The sequence below is a fragment of the Bifidobacterium hapali genome (assembly GCF_002259755.1).
In the GTDB taxonomy this organism is placed as follows: Bacteria; Actinomycetota; Actinomycetes; order Actinomycetales; family Bifidobacteriaceae; genus Bifidobacterium; species Bifidobacterium hapali.
This window is the reverse complement of sequence record NZ_MWWY01000026.1, coordinates 15,533-29,035: the sequence shown is the minus strand read 5'-3', so window position 1 is coordinate 29,035 and position 13,503 is coordinate 15,533. Positions and strand designations below refer to the sequence as shown.

The 13,503-nt window shown below is 53.0% G+C and carries 9 protein-coding genes, 1 other RNA gene and 1 pseudogene; 3 read left to right on the top strand and 8 right to left on the bottom strand.

Annotation, left to right across the window (positions count from 1 at the left end; all coding sequences use genetic code 11):
• Positions 1-3: 3 nt before the first annotated feature.
• Positions 4-897, bottom strand: coding sequence for a sensor histidine kinase (locus tag BHAP_RS11485; RefSeq protein WP_143248757.1), 894 nt, complete (start codon positions 895-897; stop codon positions 4-6).
• 209 nt (positions 898-1,106) lie between these two features.
• Complete coding sequence (locus tag BHAP_RS07090; RefSeq protein WP_094730040.1) at positions 1,107-1,784, bottom strand: response regulator transcription factor; 678 nt, start codon at positions 1,782-1,784, stop codon at positions 1,107-1,109.
• Between the two features lie 287 nt (positions 1,785-2,071).
• On the opposite strand from BHAP_RS07090, the gene BHAP_RS07085 reads away from it, so the two are divergent.
• Both BHAP_RS07085 and BHAP_RS07080 read left to right on the top strand, forming a co-directional pair.
• Positions 2,072-2,737, top strand: coding sequence for a hypothetical protein (locus tag BHAP_RS07085; protein WP_211279704.1), 666 nt, complete (start codon positions 2,072-2,074; stop codon positions 2,735-2,737).
• Between the two features lie 78 nt (positions 2,738-2,815).
• Entirely contained in the window at positions 2,816-3,307 is a 492-nt protein-coding gene (locus BHAP_RS07080; RefSeq protein ID WP_094730038.1) for a hypothetical protein, read from the top strand.
• A 9-nt stretch (positions 3,308-3,316) separates the two neighbouring features.
• Here BHAP_RS07080 and BHAP_RS07075 read toward each other — a convergent pair whose 3' ends face one another.
• The 6 genes and pseudogenes from BHAP_RS07075 to ffs all read right to left on the bottom strand — a co-directional run bounded on the left by BHAP_RS07075 (position 3,317) and on the right by ffs (position 10,676).
• Positions 3,317-4,492 (bottom strand): DNA polymerase III subunit delta', encoded by a 1,176-nt coding sequence (locus BHAP_RS07075; RefSeq protein WP_094730037.1) that lies wholly within the window; start codon positions 4,490-4,492, stop codon positions 3,317-3,319.
• A complete protein-coding gene (tmk, locus tag BHAP_RS07070) occupies positions 4,489-5,124 on the bottom strand; it encodes a dTMP kinase (protein WP_094730036.1) in 636 nt (211 codons plus the stop codon). The genes BHAP_RS07075 and tmk overlap by 4 nt, the downstream gene beginning before the upstream one ends.
• A 411-nt stretch (positions 5,125-5,535) precedes the next feature.
• The gene (locus tag BHAP_RS12145) at positions 5,536-6,282 is read right to left on the bottom strand and encodes a topoisomerase C-terminal repeat-containing protein (RefSeq protein WP_420807722.1); all 747 of its coding nucleotides are present in this window, start codon (positions 6,280-6,282) and stop codon (positions 5,536-5,538) included.
• Positions 6,283-6,351: 69 nt separating this feature from the next.
• A pseudogene (topA, locus tag BHAP_RS07065) lies at positions 6,352-8,550 on the bottom strand (type I DNA topoisomerase); the annotation flags it as partial.
• Between the two features lie 156 nt (positions 8,551-8,706).
• The gene (locus BHAP_RS07060) at positions 8,707-9,906 is read right to left on the bottom strand and encodes a phosphatase PAP2 family protein (RefSeq protein WP_158216450.1); all 1,200 of its coding nucleotides are present in this window, start codon (positions 9,904-9,906) and stop codon (positions 8,707-8,709) included.
• A 673-nt stretch (positions 9,907-10,579) separates the two neighbouring features.
• Positions 10,580-10,676: signal recognition particle sRNA small type (gene ffs, locus BHAP_RS07055), an RNA gene on the bottom strand.
• Between the two features lie 208 nt (positions 10,677-10,884).
• Between ffs and BHAP_RS07050 the strand changes: the two genes are divergently transcribed.
• On the top strand, positions 10,885-13,353 hold the full coding sequence (locus BHAP_RS07050; protein WP_094730033.1) for a transglycosylase domain-containing protein: 2,469 nt from the start codon (positions 10,885-10,887) through the stop codon (positions 13,351-13,353).
• Positions 13,354-13,503: the final 150 nt, after the last annotated feature.

Genomic DNA, 13,503 nt, shown 5'->3' with positions numbered 1-13,503 from the left:
AGGTTACATAGTCGGAATTACCGCTGACATACGCCAATATCGACCATCTACAGAAACCGTAAGACTGCCACCATAATCTGATAACAATCTACGATACCGTTCAAGCCCTGAATGCACGTTCTTGTCGTCGTGCTCATCTCGTTCTGCAAGAGTATGAATTACATCAGTCACATGCAACACAACATTGTTGTTTTTCGTTTCAACGGTCACAATATATCCATACCGCGGATCAGCATATTTAGCGATATTATTATATGATTCTTGAATCAAACCAAATAATAACGAACGAAATGTAGCGTTCACTCCTACAGGAAAATTTTGTGTTATTGCATATTCGCCGTCAATTCCAATGTTGCGCAATAATTGATATTTATCCTGCATAAACTCAATTACATCTGCATGAATATCAGATTTAACATCCTGAATATCATTATTATAATTTGTTTCAAGATCGATAACAAAAGCCCTAGCTTTTTCCACAGCATCATTTACTACATTACGAGCAATACCTATATTGCTTTCAACTAGATAATCTTCATTGATAAGTAACTGTATATTAGTAATACTCCCAAGTATTTGGTCATGTATATCTCTGGCTACTCGATGCCGTTCACGCATTACAGAAACTTGTTTTGCAAGATACTCTCGTTGAGCACTATACGACAAAACTAAACCTATGCAGAATGCGCATACGTACAACATAATAACAGGTAAAACATATACTAAATCGTAATTATCATTCCCATTCCCAAACAAATCAAGAACATGCGACAGACAAGATATTATTGCCGCACAAACACCATAACAATAATCTATCGAGACAAGCACTATCACACTGAACAATACTGGGAAAAAGAGAAAATACGGACTATCTATAATAAAGATTGCTTTTGCCATCCACAATACAATAAGCGTCCATGACCCCACTATCGGAAGATAATATTGAACACCAATACAAACACAACTCACCATACATATGAACCAGTATTGTAGTGTCTGCGTTTGCAGCGTCGAATTAATTATTACACTGACTACATAAATACATAGTACGATAATAATCGATATTCGCACTCTATAAGATGCTTGCTTATTGTCATGAGCGTAATTTATAAAAGATGAAGATTGTGACATATCGATAACGCCTCTTTGCGATTTCGAGCATGAACTTTTAACAATATATGGTGAATATGCGAAAAAACTGTATCAGATGTAATACGCATCGATGATGCAATCTCTTCAGTCGACATTCCATTGTCATAGCAGCGAAGTATTTCTAGCTCGCGAGGACTAGGAATATCAATTTTATTATGTTGTAGAACTTTATTGTTTTGTTTCATCTGAACATGAGATTGCGTAGCGCTCAAGAAAGGGGAATGTTCAGGATAGGATTTTCCCTGAGATACATGCTCAATAGCACGTACGAATTCCTCTGAAACAATGTCTTTCTTTTGCAATAACGACTGAGCGCCAGCAGCAACCAATGGCTCAACGAATGACGAAAGCGGGTATGCTGTTACACACAATATTCCAATATCCGAAGTGTGATTTCTTATCAAACGGCATATATCAATTCCACTAATGCCATTAAGCATAAGATCTACAATTACAACGTCAGGCAACGTACTATCAAACCGTACATGTTCTAAAATTGTTTGAGAATGATCACATTGCCAGAGTATTGTACTTTGGGGAATACGACGCTGTATTACTGAAGCAATCATCATCGATGCACAATAATCGTTATCAACAATGCCTACAGTAAGCCCATCCTTAACAGCATTCATATTTTTCTATTATACGTTAAGCGCACATCTGCACAGGTATAAAGAAAAACTGGAAAGTATTTGCCATACGGCAGAGAACTCACATACTCTAGAGTTGAAACTTAGCATTATCTTCAAGTCAGCGGTGACTTGAAGTGGTCCCCAGCATATTAAATATATTACAAAAAGGACACAAAATGTTACATAAACAATATGATAAGACAAACAGAATATTATCCAGCATTATATGCTCAGCTTTCGCACTCGTTATCATGTTGATGCCATCGCAAGCATACTCCTCTGATGCTATGACAGATGATGAATACCTATTACACGCCGGCATGCCTATCATCGAAGTTCAAAACATGGACCCTGACATCAAACATGTCATAGCCACTGATCTTCAGCAACAGAATCTTCCATATAAGTACATCGAAACTAGAGAAATTGGAAAACCATACTATACACGGTTGGCCGCTGGACTCCCAAACGGACTCTCTGGGATTCGTTTTTATGCTAGTTCATTCAAATCAGGAAATAACATTTCTATATATCCCACGTACGAATTCACTGATTACAAACAACCAGAAGGGAAAGACACATTCTCAATATACTTCGCAGATGCTGTAAGACCCAATACTTATGGAGGACAGATATGGCATAAAGATCAATATATGAACGACTGGCGCACAACTTCCTCCAGCAAGATGATACCGACTGAGGTATCATTACAAGGCGCAAATTTTTCTGGCCAACAATTAGGAAATCCTGACTGGAAAATGAAAATCAAAGGCTGCGCGTGGGTCCACGCGACAGTCGGTGACAGAAATGATAAGAGAATAGTTGTAAACTATGTTTACAATCCAAATAAAATGAATTATTCAGTAAGCTTTAACCTCGGCAAGTTTGGATTCTCTATAGACCCACCAGAAAAAGTTTATTCGACTGGAACAGCTTTATCACTCTCCTATTAATTTAGCAATAGTCAAGTGGTCGTTGTCACCGGAAATTCCGAACAAATAGCCACTTGACTCTAAGAAAAAGGAACGACGATGAACACGCGATTCATGCAAGCTACACGCATTTCTGTGATCAAAATCGTGTTGATTGCGATCACTTGTATCAGCGTTATCGTGCTGTGCGTCCTGCTGTATTTCCGCGTTGGTTCGGAATCTATCGGTTTTATGTTGGTCGAAGTCGATAATGTAGCAGTAATTAATACTAATAAAAGTACTAATTTGCAGTTCACTATTACTTATTTAGCAGAACACGACTGGCCTCAGTCAAGCAAAACAATACAAGTTACTGATCGCGAGCTCCTCGACAAACTGCACTCTATGAGCGCTGCGGAAATACGGAATATACGCTATGTCGACTTTGCGTATAGCATACCCGGCAATGTCGTTCGGTCAAACGAAGCGCTCTCTTTCAACTTCAATGAAAATACCGTGTACTACGTAACCGATTGGGATGCGTATGCGCGCATTACGGGCGCGCAAGTTATTGACGACAACGGTAATTCGATATCCATACTCCAACAATAAGCACACCGATCACGCGATGAGCGCGCAGAAGAGGGCTTCAAACAGGAGCGTAGGGTTGCCGTTGCCGGCGAGACGGCGGCGTGCGGTTGCGATCTCGTCGAGTCGACGCACTGCGCCGTCGCGCGTTAATCGCACGGACAGCTCCGCGATTGCCTCGCGATTTTCAAGATTGATTACACCGACTGCTTCTTCAGCATTATTCTGCATCACCGCAACGTCGCGATACACGGACGCGATCGAGTTCAACGCACGATCGAGCACGTCACGACTGCGACGAGTCGCTTGCCGTTTCAGCTCGTCCTTTTTCGCAATCTGATTGTATGCGCCACGCAAGTTCGTCGGGATTCGATCGCGCTCCCCCAGCCCGTTGATACGGCGAAAATCCGCCTCGGCACGCGCCGCTTGCCGCTCTACATCCGCTTCAGCTTGGCTTTTTGCATTGTCGATGAGATTGCCGGCGAGCAATACCGCGTCGGACGCACGATGCAAACCGAGCACGCCGACGATAAGTTCGTCGCGGTCAGTCATCACGCGTTCGTCTGTCGCGTACAGTCGCGCGACGCCGATATGACCTTCAGCAAGTCGGGCCGCGCGCGCAGCAACATGCTCAGTAAACCGCTGATCGTCCGGCAGCGTTGGATTGACCGTGTTCATCAGGAACGCGGCAACCGCTTTGGTTGGCGGCACGGCGAGGTTGACGATGCGCGTGCGCGAACGGATGGTAGGCAGCACGTCTTGCGCACTTGGAGCACACAGCAACCAAATCGTGTGTTCGGCCGGCTCTTCGATTTCCTTGAGCAGCACGTTTGTGGTGCGTTCGAGCATGCGATCGACGTCTTCGATAATAATGATGCGCCACGGCGCGGTGCCGGGCATCTGCTCGCTGACACCGATCAGGTCGCGCACTTCGTCGATACCGATGGTGACTTTGTTTGTGGCGAGCACGGTGACGTCTGGATGCGTGCCGGCGAGAACTTCGCGCGTGTTTTTGGTTGGTTCGTCATGTAAGCCATGATCGGGACTTTCGAGCGCGGCAGCGAATGCTTTGGCGACGTTGGAGCGACCGGAGCCGGGAGGTCCGCAGATCAGCCATGATTGGGCGATTGCCTTGGGATCGCCGGTCGAGATGGCTTTGAGCTGGTCTACGACTGGTTTCTGGCCGACGATCGTATCCCATACACTCATTGCGCACCTCCTTGTAGCAGGGTGTCAATATCGGTGCGAATCTGTTCCCACACATCGTTGATTGACTGGTTTGCGTCGATGACGCGGAACCGGTCCGGCTCGGCGGTAGCGAGGTCGAGGAACGCTTGGCGCGTGCGATGTTGGAAGTCATTGCCGGCGGATTCCATACGATCTTCAGCATGTTGCAGACGCGCGTGGGACGCGGCCGGGTCCATGTCGAGCAGGTATGTGCGCTTGGGAAGCAGGCTATCGGTGGCCCACATGCTTAAATTTCGGATTTCTGCGGCGGTCAGCTCACGGCCTCCAGCTTGATAAGCCAACGATGAGTCGAGATAACGGTCAGTGATGACTACTTCGCCGCGTTCAAGTGCCGGACGAATCGTTTCAGCCACATGCTGCGCGCGATCGGCAGCAAAAATCAACGCTTCTGCACGCGGGGCAATATCAGCCGCATCCGAAGCAACATTGTACAGCAGCAATTGGCGTAATGCTGTGCCGAGCGGAGTACCACCCGGCTCGCGGGTTACGAGGACAGCGCGACCACGCTCTTGCAAGTAAGCGCGCAACCGTTCGACTTGCGTGGTTTTGCCTACGCCGTCAACGCCCTCAAACGAAACAAACAGTCCGGTCATGCTGTTCACCTTAGCAAGTTCTCACAAACTTTCGCATCCTTGCGCGCCGACTTCTAACTAAACGATTCACCAACTCATCCGCGCTATGACGGGAAGTCGCTCAAGTTCCGATGAAGACAGCGCCACTCAGTTTGCACTCGCGCACAACCCTATCTTGCAGTTCTAGGTTTTTCCCTGAGAAGACCAACTACTTTAGCGCTACTTAGGGGGTAAAAATAACGGTTTTTTACCCCCGTTCTGGAGGTTTTAGACACGGTTCCACACGACATCTACCTAGAACTGCAAGATAGCTCTCCATTTATGCCACAAACGGATTTCATTACAGCAAGTTACAACATCGAAAACCGTCGAGGACAGATGACACTGATAACGCACTCGACGGTTTTTAGCTGAGCTCACAGTAAGAGACGATTACGCAGCTTTCTTTGTTGACGTACTCTTGCGCGTGGTGGTCTTTTTGGTTGTGGACTTCGCTGCCGTCTTGGTGGTTGACCTTGTAGTTGTCTTTGCAGTTGACTTAGCCGACGTGGTTTTCCTTGCAGTAGCCGTACTCTTGCGCGTGCGCTTCTTAGCTGGGCCAGCAGCGCGCTTTTCCGCAAGCAGACGGAATGCTTCAGCCGGTTCAATCGACTCAGGCGTGTACTGCTTTGGCACAGTACGATTTGTCTCGCCGTCTGTGATGTATGCGCCGTAGAAACCGTCCTTAATGGTCACCGGCTTGCCCGTCTCCGGGTCCGGACCAAGCTCGCGCAGCGGCGGCTTAGCCGCACCACGTCCACGACCACGTCCATACTTCGGCTGGGCGAACAGTTCTTTCGCCTTATCAAGGTCGACCGTAAAAATCTCGTCCTCAGACGCCAAAGAGCGCGTTTCGCTAGTACCGTCCGCTCCTGTCTTGGTCAGGTATGGGCCATAACGTCCGTTATTGGCCTCAACCTTCACGTCCGAGACCTCTCCGGTTTCAGCGTTCGTCTCCTCGTATGAGCCGACAAGCCGTGGCAGGCTGAGCAAACGCAATGCATCCTGCAACGTCAACGATTCGGGGCTCATCGTTTTAAACAGCGACGCCATCTTCGGTTTCGGCGCGGCAGCGGCGGACGCAGTTTTGCGCGTCGTCTTTTTCGCACCGGCGGTTTCGCCATCCGCGCCCCTAGACACACCCTCAGACTCACCGCCATCGCCCCCGGCCGCCACGCCAGAACCAGAAGCCCCCGCCTCAGCCGGCACCAGCGCCACATACGGCCCAAACCGCCCGTTGCGCACCTCAACCGTGCCACCCGACACCGGGTCCACACCAAGCACGCGCGGACCGCCCGCATTATGCTCGATCAGATCATGACCAACTTCAACGGTTAACTCGTCCGGCGCCAACGTATCCGGCAGGGAGGCACGCTTTGGATTGCCTTGCGCATCCAAATGCTCCATATCCTCAAGATACGGACCATACCGACCCACACGCACATGCAGACCATCGCCAATATCAATCGTATTAATCGCACGCGCGTCAATCTCACCGAGCTGCGCTACCTGCTGTTGCAAACCAGCGTGCGCCTCGTCCGCATTCGCCGCCGCACCGTCGCCAGAACCGAAGTAGAACCGAGTCAGCCAATCGCGACCAGTCTGGCGACCGTGCGCAATCTGATCAAGCCCGTTTTCCATATCAGCCGTAAATTCGTAATCCACGTACTTCGGGAACTTCGTCTCAAGCAGCTTAATCACTGAAAACGCAAGCCACGACGGAATCAGCGCGCGACCGCGTTCGTACACGTATCCACGGTCGATAATTGTCGAAATAATGCTCGCATATGTTGACGGACGGCCAATTTCCTTAGCTTCCAAGGTCTTCACCAGCGACGCTTCCGTATAGCGAGCCGGCGGCTGGGTTTCGTGACCATCCGCGGCCACATCCTGCGCAGCAACCTGCTGACCGACGTTCATCGGCGGCAGTGACGCGTTCTCCTCACTGTTTTTCGCAGTCTTGCTGTTGCTGCTGTTGCTGTCATCCGCACCGGCGTTGGTTTTCTCCGCAGCAGTCGCAACAGTCTTGCGTCCCTCGCCGGTCGCTTTCATGAATCCGAAGAACTCGATCACGGTACCAGACGCTTGGAAAATCGCCTCACCAAACTCGCCGCCAGCCGGTGCACTCAGTCGCACAGTCGCGGTCGAACCAGTCGCGTCGGCCATCTGCGACGCCAACGTACGCTGCCAAATCAGCGTGTACAGTCGCAGCTGATCCGGCGGCACAAGACTCGCCAACTCAGCTGGGTCGCGGAATCGTGCGCCAGCCGGACGAATACATTCGTGCGCTTCCTGCGCACCAGCCGTCTTCGTCGCATACTGCTTAGGCGCGTCCGACAGGAACGCTTTGCCGAAATGATATTCGACAGCGTTACGTGCGGCCGCAATCGCCTCTTGCGACAGCGTGACCGAATCGGTACGCATATACGTGATGTAACCGTTTTCATACAAGCCTTGCGCAGCGCGCATTGTCTGCCGCGAGCTCATGCCGAGACGATTACCAGCGGTCTGCTGCAGCGTGGACGTAGTGAACGGCGGCTGCGGACGGCGACGATATGGTTTGGACTCGGTTGACAGTACCGTAAACGCGGCAGATTTCAACGTTTCAGCCACCGCGTGAGCGGACTGTTCGTCAAGCTGACAGATGTTGCCAGCGAATCCGTCCGGCGTGAGCTTGCCGTCCGCACCGAAATCTTTAGACACGGCGAGTCGCTTGCCGCCGAGCGAGATCATACGCGCGTCGAACTGCGTATCGTTGCCCTCGGCGTCGGGCGCGACGAGTTCGGCGGTCACATCCCAGTATGGCGCGCGAACGAACGCCATACGTTCGCGTTCGCGCTCGACGATCAGTCTCGTCGCAACCGACTGCACGCGGCCAGCGGACAGTCCGGGACCGACTTTGCGCCACAGGACTGGCGATAGTTCGTAACCGTAGAGACGGTCGAGAATACGGCGCGTTTCTTGCGCATCAACCATCGCACCGTCCACGTCACGCGTGTTGGTCAGCGACGCTTTGATCGCTTCAGGCGTGATCTCGTGGAACACCATGCGCTTAACTGGCACTTTCGGCTTGAGTGTTTGCACGAGATGCCACGCGATCGCCTCTCCTTCGCGATCTTCATCAGTCGCGAGATAGAGTTCGTCGGCGTTTTTCAGCGCAGATTTAAGTTCGGAAACGGTTTTTTTCTTGTCACCGTCAACGATGTAATACGGCTTGAACCCATCCTGAATGTCCACGCCGAACTTGCCGTACTTCTCCTTGTCGGCGGCGGGCACCTGGCTGGGCTGTGCGAGATCGCGAATATGACCCACCGATGCCTTGACGGTGTATCCGTTGCCGAGATACCCGCCAATTTTCTTGGCTTTGGTGGGAGACTCCACGATGACGAGCTTGCTGCCGGTTGCCATGACTGCTCCTTCAATACTTGCCTGACGCACGTCATCTTAACCATGACGTGCGGTCAAAGGCTAATGCGCGCGGTTTTTACCGATTGTTGTCGGCGATGCTGGCGGTGTCGCGACGTGCGAGCGAGCGGGCGCCGCCCGCGCGACTGGACAGTCGTGCTAATCACGCGGTGGCGCAGGCGGCGCGCCGATCAAACCGATCCGACTCAGCGGAGCGGCGGTCAACTGTCGCATCGCAAGCACCAGCCCAACCGTCAACGACGTCACTGCAGCCACGCCGACGATCGTCGACAAATACGCGCCTGACGCTGACCACGCCGCGCTCAACGCGAGTCCCGGCAACACTTGCCATATCACGTACGTCGCGTACAGGCAGCCGAGTACACCAGCCGTGATCATAATCGTGCCCACAATCTGGATACTCGCTGACGACACACGAGTACCAGGATCATCCATCCCGTTGCGCGCGGTCACAGCGAGTACGAGCAGCGTGCAGCCTCCAACCAGCAGCACCGACATCACCGCGTCGCTCGGCCGGTGCCAGCTGCCAACGATCACCGACAAACCGATCAACGAGGAAAATACAGCGGCAATCAGTGCGCACGCAGCACGCCAGACGCGCGACACGGCGATCAGTAACAAAATTACGGCCGTCGCGGCGAGAATCGTGTGACCGGACGGCGCAGAATTCGCGTGCGGCGTGGCGGTATCGATCAGATACGGCCGCGGCAACAATTCCTTGAGGAACGTGGCCGCATAGCACAGTACCGCGATCGCGGCTGCCTGACCGATCAGCAGCCACCGTTTGCGCACGATCATCACGATGAGCGCGGCGAGACCGAACAGCAGCGAAAAGACAACCGTGAGATTCAACGGGGCTGGCAGAAGATTGTCTGCGATGAACGGGTCGAGCGCGGCAGCGAGCCAGCCGGGTAGCGCATTATGCAGGCCGGTGACTACGATTTCATCGTAGGATTGACCGGTTTCCGTGCGTACGCCGAGCCACCACACACCGAACGCGGCGGCGATGAGGAGTGCGCCGAAGACGATGCACAGGATGCGGGCGGAGATGCGCGGGCGGACAGCGAGCGGATCGAGCGCGGCGAGACCGCGAGCGATGGCGGTTGAGTCGGCTGGATTGGCTGGATTGAAGGCACTGTCAGGATTCGCTGGAACTGAGCCTGATGCGTGCTGTAACTGTTGCGACGGCACCGGGTTGACTATTGATGACGCGCGCGATGTGTGTGATACCGATTGTGGTAGCGCCTCGAATGGCGTGAACAGCGGCGCGGGAGCCGGCGTCGACGGTGACGAAGGCTGATCGGAGCGCGGTGTTGTAGGTGTTGGTTCGTCGGTCATACGCATGACTCTACGGTGGCGGGTGGTCTGTACATCGAGCTTCCGCCGGAAATCGCGCAGACGACCTTCTCATCTCCCCTTTCAGTCCTCTCAGCGTGACATTCCGGCGGAGATACGCCGCTTTACCGCCGCAATATCACGCTAACAGCCCTGTTTCTGTGACATTCCGGCGGAAGTATGCCGTCTCTCCGCCGCAAAATCACAAAAACCGGGTGCTAAACGTGACATTTCGGCGGAACTATGCCGTCTCTCCGCCGCAAAATTACAAAAACCGGGCACTAAACGTGATATTCCGGCGGAAAGTACATGATTCTCCGCCGGAATATCACATGTCAAGCCCCATTCACGTGACATTCCGGCGGAAGTTAGCTGAGTTCCGCCGCAAAATCACACTCGAGCACACACGCGATGGATTGTAACGAGTCAATTCCATCGCGTGACCAAACCTCCACACACCCCAATATGCGTGGCGGTTTTCGCTCACTGAGAGGGCGCTCAGAGAGCATTTTCTGCCACGCACCACCGTCCCCACTGCCGCTCACGGTTACACACCATCTCAAGTGGCAGAAAACGCTCACTAAGCACACCCTCAGCGAGCGTTTTCTGCCACGCAGGAGAAGGTCAACAAATAAGACCCACATTTCGACCCCTAGCCCCCAACAAGCCCCGGAGAAAAGAGAAACCCCCACGCACCCGTCAGAGGCCACTTACCCTTGCTGCATTCCTGCCCTGGGGGAGTTGGGTGACATAGCGCCGCGTGGAGGCTTTCACTAGTGTACATCATGCCCGGACACCGCATGTCCCGCGCGGCGCTCAGATACGCTCACATCACCTTATGATGGCGGAATACCGCCATTCTCACCCATAACTCGTCCACGCCACGATTTGTAAGAATTCCGCGGAAATCACCATCGCGCACCCCCGTATTCAGGCATAATCACCCACATTGTTCAACTGGGGTGGCTACGGTGGTACATCATGGTCGCACATTCACGCAGTACTTCACACGGCTCACATCGATCGGCAGCAAGTCACACCAGCCGACGCACCGCCTCATCCGGCGCACGCCGAACCGGCACATCTGCCACATCCAGCCGCACCAGTCGACCCGGATCGCACCGCGCAAACAACCATCGCCGTCCCAACGGTCAGCGCAACCGAGGCAGCCGTCATCTCATTCTTAAAATCGTCCTCGCGCTATTCGCACTCGGTATCGCAAGCGGTATCGCAGCATTCGCATACTTGTATATCACCACTGAAATTCCGCAAGCTGACAAAATCGCACTCTCGCAGAAAACTACCGTCTACTACGCTGACGGCACCACCGAAATCGGCTCGTTTGCCGAGCAAAACCGCGAAATTATCCAGTGCAGCGACTTGCCTGACTACATTGGCAAATCGATCGTCTCCTCCGAAGACCGCACGTTCTACACGAATAAAGGTATCGATCTCAAAGGCATCGGTCGCGCGCTCGTCAACAACCTGACCAAAGGCACACGGCAGGGCGGTTCAACAATCACACAACAGTACGCGGAACGCTACTATCTCGGCGAAACTACAACGTACGTTGGCAAGGCGCGCGAAGCTATTCTCGCGCTCAAACTCGCGCAAGCACAGGATAAAAACGAGATTCTGTGCAACTATATGAATACCATTTACCTCGGCCGCGGCGCGTACGGTATTCAAGCTGCAGCGCAAGCCTACTTCGGCAAGAATGCGAAAGATTTAACCTTAAGCGAAGCCGCGATGATCGCCGGCATTATTCCGTCCCCGTCATCGTGGGACCCGGCAATCAACAAAGACATGGCTACCCAACGCATGACCCGCGTGCTTGGCATCATGCAAGATGACGGCTACATCACCGCCACAGAACGCAAGACCGCCGACAACCTGCCGAATACCATCACATACTCGCCGAGCAATGTGTTCGCTGGATACAACGGCTACCTACTGACTACGGTTGAAAACGAACTCATTAAATCGGGCACGTTCACTAAAGACGACATCGAAACTGGCGGATACAAGATCATCACTACGATCGACAAATCGATGCAAGAAGCGATGCAGGAGGCTGGCAACGAGCGGCCGGACGGCATGCCGGAAACGCTCGAAATCGGCGGTATTGCAGTCGATCCGCGCGACGGCACCGTCAAGGCTATGTACGCTGGTTCAGATTATTTGACCCACCAGTACAACAATGCGACGCAAGCCAATTTCCAGCCCGGCTCAACGATGAAACCGTTTGCATTGCTGGGTGCCGCGCAAGAGGGCGTGAATTTCAACACGATGTTCAATGGCAACTCACACCAGCATTTCTCCGGACTCGAGAACGAGGTGAACAACGCGCTCGAAATAAATTGGGGCAATATCAACCTGTATCAAGCCACAGCCAACTCAGTCAACACGGTGTTCATGAACGTCAACGAACACTTGACACCGCAGCGCACGGCCAAAATCGCGCATGAGGCCGGCATCACGAGCGATATTGATGAGACATCGCCGTACAACGTGCTTGGTATCAACGCGAGCACTGTGTGGGATCTCGCGCAGGGTCACTCGACGATCGCAGCGAACGGCGTAAAAACCACGCTGCACATCGTCTCGACCGTGACCGACTATCAGAACAAGGAGATGTACAAGGCTGCGGACACCAGCGAGCAAGTTTTCAATGCGAACGATTGCGCGCTCGTACAGAAGGCAATGCAAGGTACGACGACAAGCGGCACGGCAGCAGGCGTGGCAAGTGCGCTCGGTCGTGCGGTAGCTGGCAAGTCCGGTACTGCGAATGATGAGACGGCTGCGTCGTTCGTGGGATACGTGCCACAACTGCTCAATGTGTGGGCGATCTGGAATCCGGACGCGAACGGTTCGCCGCAAGTGGTGCCGCAGTTCGCGGGATACGGCGTGTCCTCGACCGGATATCCGGCGCACCTGTTTACTGAGTTTATGAGTCGCGCGCTCGACGGTATGGCGGTGGAGAACTTCCCGGCTGCGACCGATAACGGCAAGATTGGCGGACCGGATGGTACGTGGGGACTTGGCGCTAGGTACGGTACGTCGACTGGGTCGGGGTCCGGGGCACAGTCCGGATCACAGTCAGGCTCGAACGGCTCGGATAAGTCGACTGGGTCACAGTCAGGATCGGATAAGTCGTCCGGATCTCAGTCTGGGTTAACTGGATCGACTGACTCGCAGCCCGGATCGTCTTCAGGATCGCAATCCGGCAGTGCTGGTTCGTCGAATAAATCCGATACTAGTGAGACAAACAAGTCGGATACTAGTACTGACTCCGGCTCGACGGGAGGCAGCCAAACAACGCCGGGCGGAGGCACGTCAGATGGCAGTAACGGCACTCAATCTGGTGGCAATGCGTCACAAAACGGCGGCGCAGATAACTCAACTGGCTTAGGCAGCACCACCGGCAACTCGTCCAGCAGCGGCCAATAACGCCAGTCCACACACATGTAGTGGCGGAAATCTCTCGCTGAGTGCCGCTCAGCGAGAGATTTCCGCCACTACCACGACTTACGGTCTTTTTCAGACGCAAAAACGGCCGTAAGTGCGCACGATAGTTGAGATCATGCGCACTTACGGCCG